This window comes from Solibacillus sp. NPDC093137 (genome assembly GCF_050280445.1).
In the GTDB taxonomy this organism is placed as follows: Bacteria; Bacillota; Bacilli; order Bacillales_A; family Planococcaceae; genus Solibacillus; species Solibacillus isronensis_B.
The window spans coordinates 16,015-40,600 of sequence record NZ_JBNNVH010000002.1 but is presented as its reverse complement, the minus strand read 5'-3'; the positions used below and the strand labels follow the sequence as shown (position 1 = coordinate 40,600).

Annotated in this window: 22 protein-coding genes; 3 read left to right on the top strand and 19 right to left on the bottom strand. The window is 40.8% G+C overall.

Annotation, left to right across the window (positions count from 1 at the left end; genetic code table 11):
* Position 1 precedes the first annotated feature (1 nt).
* The 18 genes from ACQKN3_RS12020 to ACQKN3_RS11935 all read right to left on the bottom strand — a co-directional run bounded on the left by ACQKN3_RS12020 (position 2) and on the right by ACQKN3_RS11935 (position 17,572).
* Positions 2-448: a GlcG/HbpS family heme-binding protein gene (locus tag ACQKN3_RS12020; protein ID WP_251690492.1), complete on the bottom strand. Its 447-nt coding sequence runs from the start codon at positions 446-448 to the stop codon at positions 2-4.
* Positions 449-469: 21 nt separating this feature from the next.
* Positions 470-1,204 carry an SDR family NAD(P)-dependent oxidoreductase gene (locus tag ACQKN3_RS12015; protein WP_427711719.1) on the bottom strand — a complete coding sequence of 245 codons (735 nt, stop codon included), beginning with the start codon at positions 1,202-1,204 and terminating at the stop codon, positions 470-472.
* 9 nt (positions 1,205-1,213) lie between these two features.
* Positions 1,214-2,632, bottom strand: a complete 1,419-nt coding sequence (locus tag ACQKN3_RS12010) for an FAD-dependent oxidoreductase (RefSeq protein ID WP_427711717.1) — start codon at positions 2,630-2,632, stop codon at positions 1,214-1,216.
* A 22-nt stretch (positions 2,633-2,654) separates the two neighbouring features.
* Positions 2,655-3,518 (bottom strand): isocitrate lyase/PEP mutase family protein, encoded by an 864-nt coding sequence (locus ACQKN3_RS12005; protein WP_251690489.1) that lies wholly within the window; start codon positions 3,516-3,518, stop codon positions 2,655-2,657.
* Between the two features lie 14 nt (positions 3,519-3,532).
* Positions 3,533-4,318: an FAD synthetase family protein gene (locus tag ACQKN3_RS12000; protein ID WP_427711715.1), complete on the bottom strand. Its 786-nt coding sequence runs from the start codon at positions 4,316-4,318 to the stop codon at positions 3,533-3,535.
* Positions 4,319-4,370: 52 nt separating this feature from the next.
* On the bottom strand, positions 4,371-5,321 hold the full coding sequence (locus ACQKN3_RS11995; protein WP_427711713.1) for a VOC family protein: 951 nt from the start codon (positions 5,319-5,321) through the stop codon (positions 4,371-4,373).
* Positions 5,322-5,460: 139 nt separating this feature from the next.
* A complete protein-coding gene (locus ACQKN3_RS11990; RefSeq protein ID WP_427711711.1) occupies positions 5,461-6,414 on the bottom strand; it encodes an SMP-30/gluconolactonase/LRE family protein in 954 nt (317 codons plus the stop codon).
* A gap of 135 nt (positions 6,415-6,549) precedes the next feature.
* The gene (gene dmpG, locus ACQKN3_RS11985) at positions 6,550-7,545 is read right to left on the bottom strand and encodes a 4-hydroxy-2-oxovalerate aldolase (protein WP_427711709.1); all 996 of its coding nucleotides are present in this window, start codon (positions 7,543-7,545) and stop codon (positions 6,550-6,552) included.
* A complete protein-coding gene (locus ACQKN3_RS11980) occupies positions 7,542-8,429 on the bottom strand; it encodes an acetaldehyde dehydrogenase (acetylating) (RefSeq protein ID WP_427711707.1) in 888 nt (295 codons plus the stop codon). Before ACQKN3_RS11980 ends, dmpG begins: the two co-directional genes overlap by 4 nt.
* 17 nt (positions 8,430-8,446) lie before the next feature.
* Entirely contained in the window at positions 8,447-9,217 is a 771-nt protein-coding gene (locus ACQKN3_RS11975; RefSeq protein ID WP_251690480.1) for a 2-keto-4-pentenoate hydratase, read from the bottom strand.
* A 14-nt stretch (positions 9,218-9,231) separates the two neighbouring features.
* On the bottom strand, positions 9,232-9,708 hold the full coding sequence (locus tag ACQKN3_RS11970; protein ID WP_179946262.1) for a flavin reductase family protein: 477 nt from the start codon (positions 9,706-9,708) through the stop codon (positions 9,232-9,234).
* A gap of 70 nt (positions 9,709-9,778) precedes the next feature.
* Positions 9,779-10,732, bottom strand: a complete 954-nt coding sequence (locus ACQKN3_RS11965) for a VOC family protein (protein ID WP_251690479.1) — start codon at positions 10,730-10,732, stop codon at positions 9,779-9,781.
* A gap of 27 nt (positions 10,733-10,759) precedes the next feature.
* The gene (locus ACQKN3_RS11960; protein WP_251690478.1) at positions 10,760-11,968 is read right to left on the bottom strand and encodes an acyl-CoA dehydrogenase family protein; all 1,209 of its coding nucleotides are present in this window, start codon (positions 11,966-11,968) and stop codon (positions 10,760-10,762) included.
* A 20-nt stretch (positions 11,969-11,988) separates the two neighbouring features.
* Positions 11,989-12,846 carry an alpha/beta fold hydrolase gene (locus tag ACQKN3_RS11955; protein WP_427711704.1) on the bottom strand — a complete coding sequence of 286 codons (858 nt, stop codon included), beginning with the start codon at positions 12,844-12,846 and terminating at the stop codon, positions 11,989-11,991.
* A gap of 13 nt (positions 12,847-12,859) precedes the next feature.
* A complete protein-coding gene (gene tcuA, locus ACQKN3_RS11950) occupies positions 12,860-14,344 on the bottom strand; it encodes an FAD-dependent tricarballylate dehydrogenase TcuA (protein WP_427711702.1) in 1,485 nt (494 codons plus the stop codon).
* Positions 14,345-14,412: 68 nt separating this feature from the next.
* The gene (locus tag ACQKN3_RS11945) at positions 14,413-15,267 is read right to left on the bottom strand and encodes an alpha/beta fold hydrolase (RefSeq protein ID WP_427711700.1); all 855 of its coding nucleotides are present in this window, start codon (positions 15,265-15,267) and stop codon (positions 14,413-14,415) included.
* 11 nt (positions 15,268-15,278) lie between these two features.
* Positions 15,279-16,271, bottom strand: a complete 993-nt coding sequence (locus tag ACQKN3_RS11940; protein ID WP_427711698.1) for a VOC family protein — start codon at positions 16,269-16,271, stop codon at positions 15,279-15,281.
* 101 nt (positions 16,272-16,372) lie between these two features.
* Positions 16,373-17,572: an acyl-CoA dehydrogenase family protein gene (locus ACQKN3_RS11935; RefSeq protein WP_427711696.1), complete on the bottom strand. Its 1,200-nt coding sequence runs from the start codon at positions 17,570-17,572 to the stop codon at positions 16,373-16,375.
* 450 nt (positions 17,573-18,022) lie between these two features.
* Between ACQKN3_RS11935 and ACQKN3_RS11930 the strand changes: the two genes are divergently transcribed.
* The 3 genes from ACQKN3_RS11930 to ACQKN3_RS11920 all read left to right on the top strand — a co-directional run bounded on the left by ACQKN3_RS11930 (position 18,023) and on the right by ACQKN3_RS11920 (position 22,461).
* Positions 18,023-19,849, top strand: coding sequence for a V4R domain-containing protein (locus ACQKN3_RS11930; RefSeq protein WP_427711694.1), 1,827 nt, complete (start codon positions 18,023-18,025; stop codon positions 19,847-19,849).
* A 275-nt stretch (positions 19,850-20,124) separates the two neighbouring features.
* On the top strand, positions 20,125-21,333 hold the full coding sequence (locus ACQKN3_RS11925; protein ID WP_251690471.1) for an MFS transporter: 1,209 nt from the start codon (positions 20,125-20,127) through the stop codon (positions 21,331-21,333).
* A gap of 165 nt (positions 21,334-21,498) precedes the next feature.
* Complete coding sequence (locus tag ACQKN3_RS11920) at positions 21,499-22,461, top strand: fumarylacetoacetate hydrolase family protein (protein WP_427711691.1); 963 nt, start codon at positions 21,499-21,501, stop codon at positions 22,459-22,461.
* 63 nt (positions 22,462-22,524) lie between these two features.
* Here ACQKN3_RS11920 and ACQKN3_RS11915 read toward each other — a convergent pair whose 3' ends face one another.
* Positions 22,525-24,372, bottom strand: a complete 1,848-nt coding sequence (locus ACQKN3_RS11915) for an SLC13 family permease (protein ID WP_427711689.1) — start codon at positions 24,370-24,372, stop codon at positions 22,525-22,527.
* Positions 24,373-24,586 lie beyond the last annotated feature (214 nt).

Genomic DNA, 24,586 nt, shown 5'->3' with positions numbered 1-24,586 from the left:
ACTACGCCTCCTTAACTGTTTCGGCCAACAGTTCAAGAGCGGCTTCACAAACTTGCATATCATGTGTATAGTGACCGCCGCTTACACCGATTCCTCCGATGCATTCACCATCTAATTGAATTGGATAACCTCCTCCGAAAATAACGAGGCGATTCGTATGAACAAGACCTTCCATTAGTGGCGGATCATCTTTTAAACGGTCGTACCATTCATGTGTAGCACGATTATACGCTGCCGCTGAAAATGCTTTATTTTGTGAGATTTCCAGAGCCAATACCGGTGCGCCGTCCATAGCTGAAAATGCTTTTAAATTCCCGGCTTTATCAACGATTGAAATCGCGAACTTCATGCCTAGCTCTTTCCCTTTTTCCTCTGCCTTTTCTAACATCTTCTTTGCTAAATCTAAAGTAACTGTGTTTTGTCGGAATGAATATGTTAATTCTGTCATTTTAATATCCCCTTTTCATTGTTATTTAGCTAAACCTACTGGTGCACCAAATCCGAAAGCTTCTACTGAAGTGGCAGTAATCGCTCTGCTTTTTGGGAGTACAAGGTCGACGATGACATTGGCAATATCAATGGCATCCAACCAGCCGTCTTTATTCAAGTTCGCTCCAAGTTCATTGGTCATTTGTGTATCAACCGGCCCCGGGCAAACAGCGTTCACGCGTATCCCGTATGGTTTTAATTCTTCACCCAATGCTTTTGAAAACCCGATTACCGCATGTTTGGAAGAAATATAGGCACTGCGGTTTGGGCCGCCTTTTGTTCCCCAGATGGAAGAAATATTTATGATCGCTCCTGTACGTCTTTCAATCATCGACGGAACCGTTTCAAAGCAGAAGTAGTACGGTCCATGGACATTTATGTCGTGCATTTTAATCCATTCATCGGGAGTTGTTTCCGTAAATGGCTTCAATGCCATCGCCCCTGCATTATTGATCAATATATCGATCGGTCCAAGCTCCTTCGAGACAACAGCCACAGCTTCCTGGACTTGTGCATAATCAGAAACATCACATTTAATTCCGATTGAAGGGACATTATATTTTGTTTCTATCCGCTGCTGCACTTCTGCACACTCTTGTTCATTACGCGCGCAAACAGCAACTTTCGCACCTTTTGAAGCTAATAATAAGGCTGATTCTTTGCCGATGCCCCGGCCTCCGCCTGTCACAAGCGCTACTTTACCTAGTAATTCCATATGAGCCTCCTATTGATAAGACTTTTCCTTTTCCGCAATATAACGCACCGCATCATGCCCTGCACGGCGACCGAATACTAAACAGCGCAGCACCGATGTACCGCCCGGATATTTGCCGTAATACACACCTGAAGTTTCGCCTACAGCATAAAGGCCCGGAATCGCTACTTCATCACCTGTTACGACACGTCCATTTAAATCTGTCGCTAATCCGCCATTTGTAAATACGTTGCAGCAAATAATCGGATACGCTATAAACGGACCTTCGTTAATTGGGATGGACCAGTTCGATTTATTTAATTCCAAATCAGTTGTTGCAAGGCCATCGACCCGGTTATAAATAAATTCACCTGTTGGACATGCTGCATTGAATTCATCGATTGTGTGCTTTAAATTTTCGGCATTAACGCCGATTTGATTTGCGATATCTTCAATCGTTTCTCCGACGATTGCCGGGATATCGGTTTGCAGCGCCTCTTCATAATTCGGGATGTTGTACATCTTTTGGTCGGTAATCATGTAGGCGATGTGGTCTTCGCATTGGTAAAAGATTTTACGTGCCACTTCCTCATACTGCTCATCAATAGTCGTAACCCCTTCATCCGTAAAGCGTTTTCCCTGCTTATTCACGAGAATGGCATACGGGAACAACATAACGCCCGCTTCTTCGCGTTTACTGCGCGGGTCAACTGTTTCGGCATGGAAAGCATCAAACTGCCCTTTTCCGGCAGCCCCGATTTTTAGTGCCATACGAATTGCCTCGCCTTTGTTAAACAGGCCACCTTCAGATACAGGGGGAATTTTATGTGCATCCCTGCCGATATACTGTGCCATCATTTCCTTATTTCCTTGGAAACCGCCCGCACCTAAAATGACCGCATTTGTTTTCAGAACGATTGATGATCCGTCAGCCATACGTACTTTAATGCCATTGACCGCTCCTTCATCATCAAGCGTTAAATCCCATGCTGTAGTTTCATAAATGATTTCTACCCCTAATGCACGTGCGCGTAAAGTGAGTGCATCAATAATCGCGCGTCCTCCGCCAATTGGTAACAGGCGGGGTCTTGATGCTGTCAAAAACATCGTCGGCAAATAGTCAAATTCAACACCTTTCGACTCCACCCAACGTAATGTTTCTCCTGCTTCATCACGTAATGTTTCGGCATAGGCACGATCCATGAATGAATCTGAAAATGAGACCATATCCTCAACAAGACCATCTGCCGGCTTATCGATATTTTCCATACGCATATAAGCAGCCGTCCAGCGTGTATTTCCACCGCGCTGTTCAAAAGGTGCACGCTCTAAAATGGCAATCGTTAAATTTTCATTTTCTTCCTTCGCTCGTTCAGCTGCAGCTAATGCAGACGCTGTTCCTGCTGCACCACAACCAACAATGACTAAATCATAGTCCACTCCGCTCATATCCACACCATCTTTCCGAATATTAAGAATATTGTTTTTCCAGTTGTTGAATTTCTTTTAACTTAAATAATTCCTGGCGCTGTTCCCATGTACAAATGACATCATGAATGTTTTCCTGGCTTTCATCACGCATTAAAATCTGCATGGCATCCGTAGCACCTTTGATCGCACCGCGTAAAGCCGAATTTGCACATAGCATAATCTGGAAGCCTAAATTTTGCGCTTCTTGACGCGATACTAAAGGCGTTTTACCACCTTCCACAAGGTTGATAATATGCGGGATTCCTGGTACCTCTTTTGTAATACGCGACAATTGCTCATAATTAGTTGGCGCTTCCACAAAAATTGCATGTGCACCTGCCTCTTTATAAGCATTTGCTCGTTCAATCGCCTCATCGAAACCAAGGACACCTAATGCATCTGTACGGGCAATGATCGCTAACTGATCATCGGTACGTGCATCAAGAGCAGCTTTAATTTTTCCGACCATTTCATCTTGTGAAATCACTTCTTTACCGTTGAAATGACCGCATTTTTTCGGCATTACTTGGTCTTCAATTTGCAAAGCAGCCGCACCCGCTTTTTCCAGTACCTTTACCGTTCGCTGCATATTGATGGCATTACCAAAACCTGTATCGGCATCAACAACAATCGGGATCGTTGTCACTTCACTCATCCAGGAAACGACCTGGGCAATTTCCGTTAAAGTCGTCAGTCCGACATCCGCCCAGCCAAGCTGTGCATTTGAAATACCGGCACCTGTCGCATAAATGGCCTTAAATCCCGTTTCTTCAATAATGCGGGCAGTCATTGCATCAAAGGCGCCCGGCAATATAAATGTGTCTTTACCTGCTAATAACTGTTGAAACATCTCTGTTTTTTTCAAGTTTAACCAGCCTCTCAACTAATTTCTTGGTATTTTTGGGTTGCGCGTTGATGGAAATAAATCGAACAATCTTCAATATTTAAATCATGGTAGAAAATAATATCCTTGGTATTTTTCACATAAACTTTTTGCGAGATTGCCCTCTTGCCGGCTAAAATCGTGACATAGTATTCTCCGCATTGAGGAAGTGTATAGTAGTCGTGCAACCCGTATTTCATCGAGTATTGAACGCTATACGGCTTTCCTAATAACGCCGTTACTTCCTCGACATAGCCCCGTTTCAGCTTTTCACGAATACATGTCGAGCTCACCTTTTTACCTGAAATGGCAAAACGCTTCACAACATCAACTTTAATTTTCCAGTCGCTGTCTGACTGGATTGTAGCAATCGTACCGGCTCCTTTAGCTCCGTACGTATAGTCAAATCCCGCTACAGCATACTGCACTTGTAGCCCCACTAAATATTGCTGGACAAATTGCTTCGGCTGAAGAGCAGCAAACGATTTCGTAAAATCCACAATATAGAACAAATCGACACCTAATGACTGAAAGCGTTCGGCCTTTTTCTCCATAGGCATTAAATAGTCTACTTCTTCATTTGAAAAGACCGTTTTCGGATGGGGGAAAAAACTCATCACAGCCAATTTCAAGCCTTTTTTCTGGGCTTTTTTTCTCGCTGCTAAAATCACTTGCTGATGACCTTTATGCACACCATCAAAAAATCCTAATGCCATTACTGCCGGTTCGCTATTTTGCTGGACAATCGGTAGATTTTTTTCGTTTACGATAATTGTTTTCATGCTTCTTCACAACCTTTCTAAAATGTCGTAATTTAGTGGTTTACTTAGGTTCCTACCTTGCTTCAATCGTAATATTATTTAATTCCTTATCCTGCACACTGTCGCCCCAATATGTATTACTTAAGGCACGTTCTTCCAATGTCCACTCAACCGGTTCCCAATCCGGTTCGAAAATTAAGTAACCGCCCGAGAATAATTCCACACGGCAACCACTTCCAGGATCCATAACATATAAATAGATGGCCTGAGATACACCGTGTTTACCTGGCCCGATAAATGGCAGATTGTTTTCTTTTAAAATATCTGCAGCACGTATAATATCCTGTGTATCATCCAGCCAGTATGAGATATGGTGGAGACGGGCCGGTGTTGGAAGCGTTTCCTTTTTTATCATCGCCACATCATGTACAAGGGGTGTCACACTCATCCACCCTGCCAAAATGCCGTCATCGCCACGTAAATATTCACGCATATTGAAGCCGAGCACTTCTGTTAAAAATGCATAGGATTCATCTACATCTGTCGTCGTATGAATATTTACATGATCAAATCGCCGTGGTGAAATACCTTTGTTCCAAGATTTATATACTTGGTTTTTCAGAATCGAAGCATTATCCGATCCAGCTTTTGATTTTTCAACGTCATAATAGAGTTCAAATGTATGACCGCTAGGTAATTGAAAACGGATCGAATCACCAATGCCTGGTGTTGTGCCTTTTGGATATTCCTGAACGTCTATTCCTTGCTCGTCTAAAAGTTCTTTGAAGCCTTGAACACATTCAGCTGTTTTTGTACGCCAGCCGATATGTTTGACGTGAGCACTTTCACCGGCTTCAATGCTCAATGTATGGTGCTGAAAATCACTGTAGGCACGCAAATAGTGAACACCATCAATTTTTGTTGTTTCTTCCAATCCAATAACCTCTTTAAAGAAAACTAATGACTTTTCCAAATCTGTTGACACTAAGGCAACATGTCCTAATTTAGCGATTTCTGGTGCCACTGCAATTCCCCCTCAAAATGATGGATATGAGTAACCTGTTTAAGGTTGTTATTGTTTTCAATGTTACAAAATGTACTTTTTGATATCTAGGAAACTTTTATTCAGAAAAATCTAACTTTTAGTAAAAAATTACTGAATTTCAAGAATCACTACCGCTGTTCGCCAGCATAAACTCATACGGTAATACACCTGTCGTTTTTATCGGAAACTGCAGTAAATAGCCTGCTAGCGGTTCCTCTTTAACTCGCGCTTCCGGCAATGCTTCATAGGCTGTTGTCACATATAAGTGATTCAAATTTTTTCCGCCGATTGTGCAGGAAGTGACATGGGAAACAGGAATGATGAATTCTTCTTTAATCTGCTGTTCCTGTGGACTAATACATACAACACGGGTTTGTTCCTTACTCGTTTTTGCCATAAGACCGCTTTTAAATAAAGTTACATATAAATTGCCTTCACTATCGATCGTCATGCCCGCAGGATACCCTTCGTCCATTTTGAAAGTATAAACAATCTTTTCAAATAGCAGCTGTCCATTTTCTGATAATTCATATTGAAAGATTGCATGTTTCGACGAATCGATATGATAAAATTTATTTGTTTTGCGATCCCACTCCAAACCATTTGATATCGCTACTTTTGATAAATGTGTCTGAATTTTGCCTTCTGCATCAATGGACATTAACTTTGCATTTTCGAATGGATAATTGGAGAATGCAGTTTGCGGTGTTTCTTTAAATTTCTTAAAAAAACCATCTGTAGAGCCTACCCATAGTCGTCCATCCGGTCCACATTTAGAGTCATTTAAAAAATGTATTTCAGACAGATCGGGCGGCAAAACAAACGGTTTTTTCAGACCTAATTTAAAATTGATAAAATAGAGGCCGTCTTTATAAACTCCAATAAACTGACCATCTGTAGTTGGGATAATTGATTGAATCCATCCCATTGCATCATACACATCTTCTTTTTCCGTTTCCGGATTGAATGTGATGATTTTTTTATTCGCAATATCAAGCCAAATCACACCGTATGCCTGATGCCAGATTGGACCGTCTGCAAATTTTGCGCGGTATTTCCCACAAATCTTCATGCGCTCACCTTCTCTATCTATAGTAAGTATTTAAAAATATTAGATGAATAAAAAGCTACCTCATATATATTAAGGTAGCATTCAAAAATTATCGGTTTGTTTCATATATAAATGTATTGTGAACACAGCTTCTTATTATTTCCGCAAACTCTGTGCCACTTCGTAAATTAAATCTTCCTGTCCGCCGACTGTTTTACGGCGTCCCAGCTCAACTAAAATATCTCGCTCATCAACACCGAATTGTTTGGAAGCTTTTTCTGTATGGAGTAAGAAGCTAGAATACACCCCTGCATAACCCATAATTAAGCTCGAACCTGAAATTTCCTGAGGACGCGGTAAAATAGGTGCGACGATGTCATTTGCGACATCGATAATATTGTACAGATCAACACCTGTTTGAATGCCCATCCGTTGTAATACCGCAACTAATACTTCGGTTTGCGTATTGCCGCTGCCTGCCCCTAATGCACGTAATGAGCCGTCAATATAAGTAGCGCCCGCTTCAATTGCCGCTAAAGAGTTCGCCATCGCCAGTGACATATTATTATGTGCATGGAATCCGATTTCACAGGTGATATTTTCTTTTAATGCCCGAATGCGTTCCGTCACTTGATCTGGTAAAAGGTAACCTGCAGAATCTGTCACATACACGATTTCTGCACCGTAGCTTTCAAATAATTTAGCCTGCTCGACAATGACGCTTGTCGGAGCCATATGTGCCATCATCAAAAATCCGGCAGTTTTCAGTCCCAATTCACGGCTATAGGCGATATGCTGTGCTGAAATATCAGCTTCTGTCACATGTGTTGCAACACGTGCCATTTTTGCGCCTGCATTCACGGCATTTTTTAAATCAACCTTAATTCCGATGCCGGGAATAAGTAAGACAGCTACTTTTGAATCGGTACATTCAGCGGCTGCGGCTTCGATTAACTTCAGCTCGTCCACAGCAGACAGACCGTACTGCAAGCTCGATCCGCCTAAGCCATCACCATGTGCAACTTCAAAATACTCAACACCCGCCTGATTTAATCCTCTCGCAATGTCACGTACTTGTTGCTCGGAATATTGATGCTTCATGGAGTGACTGCCGTCTCGTAACGATACGTCTAAAATATGAATGTCCCTCATCGCACAACCGCTCCTTGCGCTATTAGATTTTTGGCTAATTCATTTGCTACACGTGCAGCAGCTGCCGTCATTATGTCCAAATTTCCTGAATAAGGCGGGAAGAAATCGCCAATCCCTTCCACTTCTAATAAAACTGATACTTTATTACCTTCAAAAATCGGTTCACCACATAGACGGTAACCCGGGACGTATGTTTTTACTTCCTCAATCATCTCTTTAATAGAAGCGCGAATTCCATCTTCTTTCCCTGTCTCCGCTACGAGCGCATGCACTGTATCACGCATCATAATAGGCGGTTCTGCCGGGTTTAAAATGATAATTGCTTTCCCTTTTTTCGCACCGCCGACTACTTCAATTGCATTTGCCGTTGTCCGTGTAAATTCATCAATATTCGCACGTGTACCTGGGCCCGCACTTTTACTTGCAACCGTTGCAACGATTTCTGCATAGTCAACAGGTACAACACGTGAGATTGCTGCCACAATCGGAATCGTCGCCTGTCCACCGCAAGTTACCATGTTGACATTGTCTTTTTCAAAATGCTCACTTAAATTCACCGGCGGGACAGTGAACGGCCCGATTGCTGCCGGTGTTAAATCAATCATCTTTTTACCTGCAGCTTTAATAACCTCGTAATTCTCTCTGTGAGCATAGGCACTCGTCGCATCAAAAACGATATCTACTTGATCTAACTGTGATTTAAACCCTTCAATACCATTTTCGATTGCAATATAGCCACGGTCACGTGCACGTGCCAAACCTTCCGACTGCGGATCAATACCTACCATGACCGCCATCTCCAGTGCATCACAACGCTCAATTTTATACATTAAATCCGTCCCGATATTCCCTGAACCGATGATACCTACTTTTAACTTCGTCAATTTGCTCACCTCAATCCTCAATCTGTAAACTGTACTTTCAACTGTCCATAATTACCGAAATCAATTTCAAACTCGTCATTTGCATCGAAAAATACTGCCGCTGTAATCGCACCCGCTAAAATGAATTGACCCGCTTTCAGTGAAATATCATATTCACTCAACATATTGGCAAGCCAGGCAATCGCTTTCGCCGGGTTCCCCATTACCGCATTGCTTACACCTTGATCGATCACTTCACCATTTTTCTTCACGACAATCGGAATGTTCGCGAGTTCTTCAAAAGATGGTAAATCAGATGGTGTACCAATAATTGCGCCGGCAGATGAACCGTTATCTGCAACCGTATCCTCAAATTTAAATTTCCAGTCCATAATGCGACTATCGATAATTTCAATTGCCGGTGCAATCGCTTTTGTTGCCTGTAATACTTGTTCGACTGTCACATTCGGGCCCTTTAAATCTTCTTTTAATAAAAAAGCAATTTCGAATTCTACTTTCGGTTGAATAAACTGCGATTTCGAAATTGTACTGTTATTTTCATAAACCATCGTGCTTAAAATGTGCCCGAAATCAGGCGTGTCTACATTGAACATCTTTTGCATGACTTCGCTCGTCAATCCAACCTTCATGCCTACCAGTTCAGCTTCCTTCAATTTCTCTTTAATTTGTAACAGCTGAATATGATAAGCGTCGTCAACTGAAATATCAGTTGACGACGTAAAAGGTTCAATTGGCTGTTTCGAACGTTCAGCAGTTAATAATGCATTAGCAGCTTGTTGAATATCCAATTTGAATCCTCCTGTTATACAGTAATTGTTTCTAATGAACGGTATTTGCCCGCATAGAATAGTAACGGCTCTTTCGAATCATCCAGCTTAATATCCCGTACTTTACCGATGAACAATGTATGATCGCCTTCAACGTACTCCGATACAACATCACAGCTGATCTGTGCAATGGCACCTTGTAAAACCGGTACACCTGCTAAACGCTCGAAAGTTACCTCTACTACTTCATCTTTCTTTTGACCGGCAAAAACCATTGAATAATCTTGTTGATCTTCAGCTAAAATATTGACACCGAAGATGCCGCTCTCTTTAATTTTTGGCAGGCAGCGCGCTTTTTCACCGATTGAAATCACAACTAGCTTCGGCTCTAAAGAAACAGACATGAATGCATTCGCTGTCATCCCATGCTCTTGTTTATCGTGCTCTGTTGTAATGACGGTAACACCTGTCGCAAACTTACCCATCGCATTTCTAAATAAACGATCATCCATCATAATGAAGCCTCCTCTTTGCAGATTATATTTTCACTTCGTAAACTATCCGCTCTACCGCGAAACATTTTTACGCTTTAATTGTCGGGTTATTTTCAGGGTTATTGTCCATTTGATCGCCCCAATAAGTGAAACCTAAGCTCATCTCATCTAGTGTCCAACGAATTGGCTCCCAATCCGGCTCGAAAATTAAGTAACCGTTTGTGAAGATTTCCAGACGTACGCCACTGCCAGGGTCAATTGCATAAATGTACATTGCCTGTGAAATACCGTGTTTTCCTGGACCTTTAAACTCAATACCGTTTTCCTTTAAAATATCCGCTGCGCGCAATAAATCCTGTGCATTATCCAACCAGTATGAAATATGGTGTACTTCATGTGTAGAAGCTGAATGCGGATCAAAGCTGAATGCGATGTCGTGTACGAGTGGTGTTACACTTAACCATGCACCTAAATAGCTGCCGTCCGGTGCTTCCACATATTCACGTAAGTTAAAGCCTAAATGTTGTATCATAAAATCTGAAAATTCATTTGCAGGGATAGAGCTTAATAGATTCACATGGTCAATACGGCGCGGCGATACACCTCTATTCCATGATTTATGCGTCTGATTTTTTAATACAGAGCGTGTTTCCGGTGCAGCCAATGTTTTTTCCATATCAAAATAAATTTCGAATGTATGTTTACTAGGCAGCTGGAAGCGGAATGCTTTTCCTTGACCTTTTTCCGTGCCTTCCTCTACCCAGTTGATTTCGATTCCTTCTTTTTGCAGGTTTTCCGCAAAAGCATCTACATCTTCCGGACGCTTTGTACGCCATGCAATATGATCAAGGCGAGACTCTTCACCAGCGCGAAGTGTTAATGTATGGTGCTCGAAGTCACCCCATGCACGTAAATAGTGAACACCGTCTGCTTCTTCTGTTTCTTCAAGTCCAATTACTTCTTTAAAAAACCAAAGTGATTTTTCTAAATCTGTACTTACTAAACCAAAGTGGCCAAGTTTTGAAATTTCCGGATTTGTCATAGTGCATTCCCCTTTTTGATTATTTATCTATGCGAAATATGTGTTTGGCTCTAGATCCACCATTAAACGTCCATGTGTTTCAAGCAAGCTTGACGGTGTAATGAATGCATGTAAATGCATCGTAATAAAGTCACGGTAAAATGCCTGGAATACGTTATTATTGTAAGCAAATACCGAACCTGCTCCTGCCAGCATCAAATCATAGGCTTCCTTACATAATTGGTTGGCATAGCCGTACTGTGCCTTAATACGAATACTCACTTTTTGCGTAAATTCTTTGCCGCTCGTTGAATATTCGTCTAAAATTTCAATCGCATTTTCGAATAATGACCTTGCGCACTCCAATTTCATATCGATTTCTGCTATCTGTAAATGTGTTAGTGGTGCATCCGACATTTTGTTGTAGAATGTATTGCCGATTCCGGCTTTATTCACTCGTTCCATATGGACATCGAATCCGCCAAGAGCAGTACCTAATACCGGCGCTGCAATCGATAATGTCAGTGACGGTACGAATGGTGTGCGGTATAACGGATTGTCCTTTAATTCATCGATCATATAATGACGCTGCTGTGCTAAGCGGTCTAATGAAATGCGGTGATCCGGGACAAACACTTCCTTAATGACAATACTGTTACTGCCTGACCCTTTTAATCCGACTACATCCCAGTCATCCAAAACTGTTACATCTTCACGAGGCACGATTAAAATCGCCATTTCAATTCCACCATTGCCATCGTCAACCGGTGCGCCACAGTAGAACCAGTCAGCGTACGGAGCACCCGATACGAACGGCCACTGTGCGTCTTTAATGAAGTAACCCCCGTCAACTTTTTCAATATCGATACGGATCGGTTTAAAGTTCCCTGCTAAAATCACATCATTATCACGGTTTGGCCCAAAAATTTCTGCTAGCGCTTTTTCGCCATATACATAGGAAATCATGTAATCGCGAATATTGCTTAACGCTGTGAACCATCCGGCAGACGGATTTCCGCGGCTGATTTCAGTTACGACATCAAAGTAATTTTGCATGCTTGTTTCATGTCCACCGAAGATTTTTGGTCGTAAAACCTTCAATAATCCTTTTTCACGCATTTCCTGAATGATTTCATCTGGAATTTGGCTGTTTTTATCGATTTCCAATGTTGCTTCACGTAATTTTGGAATGAGCTGGCGAGCGTTCTCAACAAGCATTTCGCTTACAGATAATGTACTTACTACTGTTTCTCCCATGATATAGCCCCCTATTATGTTTAAGAATGTACTTCTTTTTTATCCTTTGTGAAAAAGTGCTTTGTCGCGTGTAAAAATTCTTCACGCTGTTCGATCATTGCCCAGTGACCACATCTTTTTAAGATGTGCAAATCTGCATTTGGTAAATGTTCCAGCGCATAAAGGCTGCTTTGTACTGGCACGAAACGATCGTGGTAACCATGGATTAATAAAAATTCATTTTGCATACGCTCCAGTGCCGTTTGCGGAATTTGGAATTCTATCATTGTTGAACGTGTAAAGTTTTCACGGTATGAACGTTGGATCTCCGGACGTTGGAATGCTTCCCAACGTGCCTCTACTACTTGTTCCACAAAGTCCTGCATACGATCCAGGTCATAGACGAACCAGCTCAGTAAGTTGCGCAAGTTTTCTTTTGTCGGGTCTAAATGGAAGTTTGCCAGTTTTGACAGTTCCGGTGTTGGCTGTGACAACGAGACACCTGCACCCATCAGAACAATTTTATTGAAGCGCTCTGGAGCAGCCATGTTCAAATATGTTGCTACAACGCCGCCTAAAGAGTTCCCGATCAGATTTGCTTTTTCAATGTTCAACGCATCCATTAAATCGAGTACTTGCTTAACGCGTACCGACATCCATTGCACACCGTTTTCCGGATATACTTCCGGATGGTCCGTGTTGCCGAAACCGAATAGATCAAGGGCAACTACATGGAAATCTTCCGCATATTCATCGATGACAAATTGCCAGTTCGCTTTACCATTTGCTCCAGGGCCAGATCCGTGGATTAAAATAACCGCATCTTTATTTCCGATGCCGCCCTCCATAATAAATGTTTCGTAATCGCCTGTTTTTACTTTGCGCTCTATAATTGTCATAAAATTTCCTCCCTTAAATCGTAATTTTTCTTCGGCTATATTTTGCGGCCTGTTCACCTGCAATGCGGCCAAATACCGCACCGGAAGTTAAACCCGCACCACCCGGATAATTGTCGTAATACAAACCACCGACAATTTCACCCGCTGCATACAAACCATCTATTGTTGTGAAATCATTATGAATGACTTCCGCTTTTTTCGAGATTTTCAAACCACCGTAAGTAAATGTAATTCCGCACCCGATGGCATACGCTTCAAAAGGACCTTCTTCAATCGGGTTTGCCCAATTGGATTTCGGAACGTCCAACCCAATTGTTGCTTTGCCGTCCAATATATTCGGGTTGAATGCCGCATCACGGTTGACTGCTGCATTAAATGCATGAACTTCCTGCAGGAAATGATCTTTATTGATGCCGTCCATCTTTTCGGCTAATTGCTCCAACGTAGGGGCGGACACTTTCGAAACGTGACGCCCTTCATATTCTTCTCGCAGGAAAGGTTTTGTTTTTGCATCGAAAATTTGCCATGCACACTGCCCTGGCTGCTTTAATATTTCACGTCCCAGCTTGGCATACGTATAATTCCGGAAATCGGAGCCTTCATCTATAAAGCGCTTGCCTACATTATTCACGAGGATGCCGAACGGATAGCTTAGTTTCTGGAAGCCTTCCTTATAGTCCGGCAAATAACGGTCGCCTCCAACTGCGTGTGCACCAGACCAGTTTCCTGTAGTACGGGCCCCGAGCTGCATTGCCATGCGTAAGCCGTCTCCCACGTTATATTTACAGCCGCGCGTATGAACCGTATCCCAACCAGGTCCTAAATATTTTGTTCGCATTTCCACATTTGCATGGAAGCCGCCGCTTGCCAGCACGACCGCCTGACAGTCAATTTGGCGTTCCTCACCGGTATGACGGACGATAATCCCATTTACTTTGCGCTGCTCCGTGACGAGATCAACAGCCGCCGTATTGTAATGGATTGTAATACCTAAACGATTGGCTTCATTATGTAACGCATCAACTAAGCCTTTTCCGCCGCCGACTGCTTCGATGACCATGTTGCCCCAAAATTTGAATTTTCCGTCTATTTTATATGCCTGCCGACCATAGATCGGGATGAATTTAATATTGTGATTGAGTAACCATTGCATCGTTTCAAAGCTCTTGTCGGTCATGACCGATGTTAAATCGTAATCTGTACGAAAATTCGACATTGTGCATACGTCATCAAAAAACTGTTCGCTTGGATAGCTGCCGAAATCCGTCATCGCAAATTCCTCATCCGTCATATCCGGCAGCAATTGCCTAACCACTTCACCATCTTTAAAAGCAAAGCGAATTGATCCGTGCGTGTATGTCGTATTGCCACCCTTTTCTTCTTCAGAGGAAATTTCCAGTACCGTTACTTTTGCGCCATGTTCTGCTGCCGAAATGGCCGCGCATAACGCGGCATTTCCGGCACCTACTATGACGATATCTGCTTGTTCATTTAACATTTTTAAATCACTTCCACTTCATTTTGTAAGCGCTTTATTATCATTCAGCGGAAAACACTCAGAAAGACTTAAATTTTACGGTTGAAGAATTGTTGAATTAAATAATTGAACGACTCTTTCTTCTCGATTTGTGTCCAGTGACCGCATTGAGGGAATACATGCAATTGTGCATTCGGAATATGTTCTGCTAAATAATAGCTTGATTCGATTGAGCATACTTTATCGTTTTGACCATGAATTAATAAAATCTCATGGTTAATGCGGTTCAATGCTACGACTGGAATCGGTACAGCTGCCGTTGAGAAAATCGAGTTATTTGAGCGCTTCACTTCTTCACGCATCGCATTGGCATAGCGTGCATCTGTTAAACCGTCAATAACTGGCTGCATCGCGTCTTTATCGTAAACGAACCAGCCCATAATTTGCTGTAGGCGTTTTTTAGAAGGATTGTCATAGAATGATTTTGCGCGAGCCAATTCTAAGCTAAGCTTCGTATTAGGTGTGCCGCCTGGACCCATTAATACAACGCGGTCAAAACGTTCAGGATATTCAAGCAACAGTTCCAGCGCAATGGAACAGCCTAACGAGTTCCCTACTACATGGGCTTTTTCGATTTCATAGTAATCTAGCAGCTCAATTAATTGCTCTACCCAGCAATCCATCCATAATTGACGGTTTTTTAGCGGTTCATCCGGATGATCACTATCCGCAAAGCCGTATAGATCAGGTGCTAAACAGTGAAAATCATTTCCACAGTCATTTAATGCATAACTCCAGTTGGCGATTGATGTTACTCCAGGACCTGAACCGTGTAAAAATAGAATCGTTTCATTTGTCTTTGAACCTGCTTCATGGACAAACGATGTATATTTACCTGTTTTCACTTGACCTGATTTGATTGTCACTTCATTTGCTACTGTCATTTTTCATCCTCCTATACTTCTAATGCTGGAATTGCTTTCTTTTCTTTAATACCTGTTGCATCAATTGTTGGGACAATTAGCGGATTGCCTGTAATGCTGTCCCCCCAGTATGTGTTTCCGAATGCACGTTCTTCGGGACGCCATACAATTGTTTCCCAGTCCGGCTCGAAAATTAAGTAGCCGCCTGTAAACAGTTCCACTCTGCAACCGCTTCCAGGATCGATTACATATAAGTAAATTGCCTGTGAAATGCTATGTTTACCAGGTCCAATAATTTGCAGCCCGTGCTCTTTGCAAATATCCGCTGCACGCAGCAAATCACCTGAGTTGTCTTGCCAGTAAGAAATGTGGTGGAATCGCGCTGTTGTTTCAAGTTTTTCATGAGATACTAAAGCGACATCATGTACCAATGGTGTTACACTCATCCAACCGGCTAAAATATCCCCTTCTTCTGTTTCAACGCATTCATTGATCCGGAAACCAAGTTCTTCCGTGAAGAATTTATAAGTGATACTTGAATCCGCATCCGTATGAATATTAACGTGGTCAAGACGTCGAGGAGAAGCGCCCTTGTTGTATGATTTATACGTTTGGTTTTTCAGGACAGAGCGACGGCTTTCTTCCACAACCGGTTTTTCAATATCATAGTAAAGTTCTAATCGATGTCCAGATGGTGCTGTAAAACGGATTGCTTCACCGATTCCCGGTGTTGTCCAAGCAGCGATATGCTCAATTTCATATCCTTTTCCGCCTAATTGATCCGCAAATAAAGCAACATCCTCTTTGCGCTTTGTACGGAAACCGATATGGGTTACTTGACCTGCTTCACCTGGCGCAATGGACAGTGTATGGTGTTGGAAGTCTCCCCACGCCCGTAAATAATACGTATCTCCAATCTGTTCTGTTAGCTCAAGGCCGATAACATCTTGGAAAAAATGCAATGATGCTTCCACATTCGAAGACTGTAATGCGACATACCCTAATTTTGCTATTGCTTGTTTCATTCACTTAGCCCCCTTACTTAAAAGTAACTGTACTTTAATTCACAACTCTCAAACTACAAGAAAACTTTTTTGTTTTTTCTGAAAAATCCGTAAATATTTACTTAATAACGAATTTGATTTGGCTGTAAACCTGCTAATTGTCTGCCATAGTTTTCTCTTGTAATAACCGGTGACAATGAACGGTGGGAGTTTAATGTTAAGAAATCACGAAGGAGACGCTGCATCGGGCTCGCATCATACACAAAGCCGGATCCGCTCGCTCTTAAAATTGCCTGAACTGCGTCATTCAGCATTTCATTTGCGTAGCCAATATCCGCCAAAGCTTTCAGGCGTAAATCTTTTGGCATAATCTCCCCCTTTGCTGCCCACTCATCAATCGATTTTGCTAAATTCATAAAGTAAAGTTCAGCAGTTTCTACTTTTAACTCAGCTGTTGCTAATAACTGATGTGTGCTCGCCGCATCTTTGATCATTTTCACACCCATATGCTGGGCAGTACGGTATGGTAATGATTGTTTGAAATTATCGAGCATCTCTTTCACAACACCAAGACCCGGTAAGCCCAATGATAAAATTAAACATGGGAACAGTGCAGAGTTATATAATGGAATATCGCGTAAATGCGGTGATTGGAAATCTCCGTCTAAAATTTTCACAAATGATGTAACTCGGTGTTCCGGTACGAAAACATTTTTCATTTTCACCGCATTACTGCCCGTTCCTCGAAGACCTAACGTATGCCAGTCGTCTTCAATTTCCAGTACATCAAATGGTACTGTCATTAACAGTTGCTCTAAAATGTTATCGTTCTCATCTTTTGTATACATACCGAAGTAACCCCATGTCGCATGCAGTGAACCTGAACAGAACATCCAGTGACCTTCCTCAACAAGGTAACCGCCTTCTACTTTCCGTACAGTACAAGATCTTGGTTCATATACACCTGCAAATAATACATCCTCCGGGTTGTCAGAGAAAATTTCCAAGTGGGCTTTTTCACTGAATGATTCCGCCACCATAATATCGCGAATTGCACAAAGAGAAGCAATCCATCCAGTTGAAGCACATGCTTTCGATAGTTCAATAATGACCTGGCTGTAAGTTTCGACATTTGCCTGTAAACCACCGTATCGTTCGGGACGTAAAATATACATTAAGCCAGAATCTTTCAATTCCTGCATTGTGGCTTCTGGTATTCTTCTAATTTCCTCTGTTTCCTTTACACGTTTACGAACATTCGCTGCAATCTCCTGCATTTTATTCATTACTTCAATTTGTCTTTCTGTAAGCGCTGTCGTCATCATTTCAACTCCTTTTATTTGTTAAATCCAATATTACGGTTTTAAATTTCGAATAATATGGTGAATATCTATGGAATTTACAATCAAATATAAGTAAAAATTAACGAATCTTAATCGTACAGCAAACGTCCAATCATATAAAAATACGGTTTTTATAGATTGTTCGAACCTTTTTGTTTCATCTATACGGCAATCATTTTTCCGATTTAATTAAACGCTTTTTCTATGTAGAGCAGCTTTTCGGATAATAATTTTAATACGTTATATTTGAAAAAATCGTAGTGACAGAACCCGAATTAAAGTTTCTATAAAAAAATAATAACAAGTTGAAAATAGTAATTTTTTTACTAATATTTAACAAAAATTAAAAATTATCTTCTCATTTCAATGTAAAGTGTGGTATGTTTCATTTAAAAATAGTTAATATTCCGAATATTCAGGAGGTTGAAAATGACTGGCTCATCTTATGTAGATAAAGCGTTGTACACTACTACTAATACATTTGGAATTTTAAGGAAGGAATTAATCGAAAGCTTAGGCCTTGAATACGCAAAATTTTTCTTACAGCGTTACGGCTGGAATATTGGTATTACTCACGCAAAAGAAGTCGATTATTTACCACTTACATTAACCGAAAAATTAAACAGTGCTGTTGGGTATCATCTTGCCTCCGGACAAATTACAGATCTCCTTTCGGAAAGAGTTTTACAGTTACACTCTGATGATACGGTGAAGTATATGTACGCTAAAGGAATTTGGGTTAATTCTTATGAAGTTGAGGAGCACCTGAAACATTTCGGGCAAAGCGATTCTTGTATTTGTCATACATTGGCCGGTTATTCAAGCGGCTTTACCTCTTATTTGACGAAAAAGGAAGTATATATTGTGGAAATGACTTGTCGTGCCAAAGGAGACGAGCATTGTGCATTTGAAATGCGCATGCTGGAGCATTGGGATCCTGAAACTCAATCCGACTTAAAGAAAATTAGTCAGACGCGTATGATCGATGACTTGAACAAAACATATATGGAGCTTTTCGAAGAGAAAAAACATACAGAAAAGGTATCGACTTTCCATAACAACTTAACATTGGGTATTTCACAGGGAATGCATATCGACCAGATTTTGGAAACTATCTACAATACGTTGAATATACCTGCTATCGTACAGGATTTAAGCTTTAATACACACCACTCGATCGGTATGACTCAGGAGCAGCTGGATTTTATTAAAGACGACTTTATTAAGCAAATGCCCCAAACGAAGTCCGGAAAAATCTTAATCCAGCCAATCGACCCTATGCAGCCAAGTCAGGTAGATTGTCCGAAACATACCCGGTTAATCAGTCCGATTATCGTACAGAAGCAAATTATCGGTTATATATCATTCATATATTTTTCGCAGGATATGAATTTTAAAGAAGAAATGCATTATTTACAACGCTCGGCCGTTTCCATCTCCCTTTGTTATTTAAATGAAAAATCGAGTCTGGAAGCGACTGAAAATATTAAAGCTTACTTTTTTGAACAGTTGCTGCAGCAGCAGTATACATCAAAGAAAAGTATGATCAGCCGCAGTTACCTCCTACAAATTGATTTAAATGAAGATTTTTATATCGGAAGTCTTGGCATCACTAAAAAAGGAATACCCGTTCATGAAGCATCCACTGTTTCAAAAATTATTCAGTCAGTCATTGTCTATTTGGAAATGCATCAAACATCGATTTTCATTACAGAATTCCAGGATGAAATTGTATTTTTGTTCCCTAAAAAGGATGATACCGATGATATTTTCCAAAATATATTAAAGCATTTGCAGCGCAAATTCAGAAATTATGATTTCCGTATTGGACTAAGCCGCGTCATTAATGATATTGATTACATTGTGGAAGCACATCGTCAGGCAATTTCTTCTTTAAATATTAATAAGCGGGACATGATCGTATATTTCGAGAATACGAATATACTTGGTTCGTTAATTAATCACCAAAACAGCGATATTATAGTGAAATTGGCTCATCGTGAGCTGGAACCTATTCTGTCATTAAAACCAAATAAAAGAGACGAATTTTTGAAGACTTTATACACATTTTTAAATCATAACGGAAACCTTAATCTGACAATGGTTGACTTGAATTTATCGATGAGCGGGCTTGTTTACCGAATTCAAAAAATTGAAGAATTGCTCGATCGGAACCTGCGCAGCTCTAAAAACCTCTTTGAATTAATCCTTTTAATCGAATCATTAATAGTTTTAGGTGAAATTGAAATAGAATAACTGAATTTCGAGTACAGAACAACGGTATTTCCGTAGTTTTGTACTTTTTTTTATTTGTGGTTACTTTCGATTATTAAAAACGCATTCAGACAAAGAACTCCGTAACGTTATTTAACAATTTTTGTTTAATTAAAAAATACTTTTCCGCAAATTATTATCGTTACCGTGAAAGGGCTTACATGGTAATATTTGAATATTCAATCGATTGAGGGGGTATTTTGCACAACATGCTAAGTCTTTAAGATTCAAACAAAATAAAAATTAGGGGGTATTTAATGTTTCCAACATCCAAAAGAGGTTTTTTAAAGTTTTTAATTGTCCTGATCGCTTTCCAAGACGTAGCTGCTGGTGTAGCGGGATCAATTATGGCAGACCTTATTGTAGCCTTCCCGGAGTTTAGCCCTACTACTGTTATGTTAATTGCGACAATGCCAGGTTTGCTTCAAATTTTCCCTTCCCTTTTCTATGGTAAGCTAGCAAATAAATTTTCTAAACGTGCATTATTAATGACCGGTTTAATTTTATTCTTAATCGGTGGTATCATGCCATTCTTCTTAAGCAATCTGTTCGCAATTATTGTTTTCCGCGGTATATTAGGCCTTGGTGTTGGTATAACTTTACCTTTATCCATTGATATCATTACTGGTTTCTTTGATGGTCGTGAACGTGATTTCCTGATTGGATTCGGTACATCGACAATCGCATGTGTTGGGGCAATTTTCTTCCAAGTAGTTGGCGGTATGCTGGCAGACGCTTACGGTTGGAACTATGGATTCCTAGTATACTTATTCCCTATTTGGATTTTAGCCATTACTTTCCTGTTCTTACCGGAGCCGAAAAAACAAGATGTACCCAATGCTTCAATTAAAGATGTTCTTTTTAAAGCGCCAAAAACAGTATATGGCTTTACAATTGGGCAAATTATTTTCTCTGCCTTCATTTATGGCTATGTAACAAATATCTCAATTATTATTCAGACTGAAGGTTTAGGAAATGCGACGGAAGCCGGTCTGGCGATTTCACTCTTTACAACAGGTACATTAATAACAGGCTTCATCTTCGGTAAACTGCGTTCGGTGATACCAAACCTGATCGTACCATTTGGTGTACTGTTAACAGCTACCGGGATTTTATGGTGTTCTGCAGTAGGCAGTTTACCGATGATCTTTGTAGCAAGTGTACTCGGCGGCATGGGTTTAGGAATCGTACTTCCTGGCGTATTAGCACGAGTATCGGAGCTATCAAACATGGCAAAAGGGATTTCTTATGTCGGAATCGCTGCTGCAGGTCAGGGCTTGGGCGGTATTGTAAGCCCTTATATGTTTGCCACTCTCCTAGGTGTATTTGGCTTGGAAGGCGGACGCTCTACTTTACTAGTATCTTCTATTGGTCTATTTGTTTTAGCAATTGTCTGGGCAGTTATTATAACAAGAAAATCACCACTATCCATTAATGATAGTGAAGGCCAGACAGAAGTTGCTTAACATTAAAAAGCTGTTTGCTATGGATATCCCCATAGTTGAACAGTTTTTTTATTATTCATTAATTTTTATTGATTTCTTCTTTATAAATCCATTAATTTACAACTAACTATTTTTTATTCTTTCATCTAAAATTACGTTAGCTTTACTATTTTAGGAGGGGTTGTAATGGGAATTAAATTAGTACGTTTTCAAAAAGGTGATTTGATTCAATGGGGTGTGTTAGAAGATGAACTATATGTAATCAACGGTTCTTACCGAACATTACGGGATATTTTAACAACGGGTATGGAGGATGTTGTTACTGCAAAACAGTCTGGTAATATTGTGAACCAAGCTGACATTACCATTCTTTCGCCTGTAACAGACGATGCAAACATTTACTGCCAAGGTACTAACTACAGCGCACACCGTGTTGAAGCCGGTTTTTCACAGCAGAAGCCGCCCTATAACCTATTATTTACTAAGGCTCCAAGTACGTTAACTTCTGCAACAGCAAATATCGTATGCCCTGCACATGTTCGCTTACTCGACTATGAAATTGAGCTAGGCATTATTTTGAAGCAGGACGTGACGGAAGCGGTTGAAGTGACGGAGCATAATTTAAAAGATTATATTGCAGGATTGGTTATTACGAATGACGTTTCAGCACGGGATGTCCAAATCGTTGAACAGCAATGGTTTAAAGGAAAAAGCTATCGCGGCTTCTGCCCTACTGGACCGTATCTTTACTTATTGGAAGACGGCGAAATTGATTATTTGGAAAAGTTGGAGCTCCATTTATCCGTAAACGGCGAGACACGGCAGCAGGTGAAAACAGATCAGCTATTGTTTAAACCGACTGAAACTTTAACCGAAATGTCGAGCATCTTTGATTTGAAAACCGGTGACCTTATTTTAACTGGTACTCCTGCTGGTGTAGGTCTACGTCTGAATGCTGATATTTTAAGCATTATTTATGATAACTCCATCTCATATGAAGAAAAAGTAGAGGCATTCTATAATTCACAAAAAGATAACGGCTATTTACAGCCTGGCGATGTGATGCGCCTGGAAATTAAAAGTGAAGATGGTGTCATTGATTTAGGCGTACAGGAAAATAAAATTGTACAGGCTGTTACAATAAAATAAAGAGGTATTTGAATGACATGCCTATTCAGATACCCCTTATAAAAATTCTACCTTCTGTACCGGTTAAAACGGGAACAGCAACGGTACTGCAATCATCATGACAATAAACATAATGACTTGTAACGGAACACCGACTTTAACGAAATCCATAAATTTATAGCCGCCCGCTGTTAAGACAAGGGAGTTTGTCGGAGATGCAATCGGTGTTGCAAACGCCATACTAGCAGCAGTTGCTACCCCAATCATGAATGTATACGGGTTCGCATCCATAGCAAGTGCTGCAGTGATGGCAATCGGCGAAAACAGTACCGCCGTTGCCGTATTGCTAACAAATTGCCCGAAAACAACGGTTAATAAATAAATTCCCATCAATACACCATATGGACCGAAATCACCGAGTACATTGATAATGCCTTCAGCGAGAATCGTCATCCCGCCTGTTTTCTCAAGCGCTGTCGCCATCGGAAGCATTGCCGCTACAAGTACAATACTTTCGAAGTTCATTTTACTGTAGGCATCATCCATATTGCGCAGACAGCCTGTAATAATCATAAGAACCGCCCCGATTAATACAGCAATGACAGCATCAAATACTTCAAACACCATAAGCCCGATCATCAGCAGCAAGATAATACCGGCAATCGGTGCCTTTCCGTTTGCTGCAATAGCTCCTGCTAATTCGCGCGGCTGCCCTACTACGACCACATCCTGTGTTTCGCGGGACAACAGCTCAATTTCATCCCATGTTCCCTGCACTAAAATCGCATCACCGAAACGCAGCTTCTGATCGGCCATGTTCTTCAATAAATATTCGCCTTTACGGTTGATTCCTAAAATGTTTAAGTTGTATTTTTCACGGAAACCGATTTTACTAACCGTTTCCTTAATAAGACGTGATTGAGGTGTTAATAACACTTCCGCTACACCGATTTTCTTCGTAACGAGCTCTTTCGCATGATCTTCAAATGGCTGAACAGTTAATGCAAAATCATGGGCAAACTGTGCTACATCATCGGCCAAACCTTGTACATACAGCTCGTCTCCAACATGAATAATACTTGTCGGTCCCGCCAGCTCCTGGTACGTCATCGGCCTTAAATTAAGCCCTTCCTGCACAGCACCGTGTTTTATTTTCATAATATAAATATGATAGGTTGCCGGAAGTTTCAAATCAGCGAGCTTTTGTTCCGAGATTGTTGAATGCTCATTAACGACAACACGAAACAGCTTATCATGCAGATCATATTCCTTGGCAATTTTCTTTGGAGAGAGCTTATATCCCGCATTTGACTGAGATCGGTTTTCCTCATTAGGTAACAGCACATTACGTACTAATACTAAATAAATAATAACGGTAATCGTCGCGATAATTCCGATTGGAGTTATCGTGAAAAATCCAAGTTTTTCGAAGCCATGATCAATGAGTGTTTGTGAAGCGATCAAGTTTGTCGGCGATGCAATTAATGTCATCAGCCCCGACATGCTCGCAATGTAGGATAGCGGCATTAAAAACTTGGACGGACTGACTTTAATGCTGATTGCAATCGAAACTACAATCGGCAGCATTAACGCGACCGTACCCGTATTGCTCATAAACGCCCCGACAATTGCGACGATGACCAGCAGCAAAATAAAGAGACGGAGCTCATTATCTCCCGACCATTTCAATAGTAGATTTCCTGCCATACCAGCAAGTCCTGTTCTTAAAATACCTGCCCCGACAACAAATAGCCCTGCTATCATAATGACTACAGAATTCGAAAATCCTGCCAGCGCTTCAGCAGGTGTTAAAATATTTAATATAACAAATGATAATAATGCCATTACTGCGACAAGATCTGCCCGCAATCGATTCGTCGTAAATAAGATAATCGTAACTGCCAAAATGATAAAAGTTAATATAAGTTGCATAACCATGTCCTTTCGTATGGTAGTCGCTTTTATTATATAGGAAATAATAGGAGAACTCCCCACCTTTGTTGATTAATAAATAAAAAGCTATTATTAACTAAAATGCGGAGTAATATTTACCTTTTATTGCTAATAAAAGGTATAATTTACTAGAAAACTATGTTATCCGAATCTTCTTTAATATCCATTATTAATAACTAATTCTTTAATATAA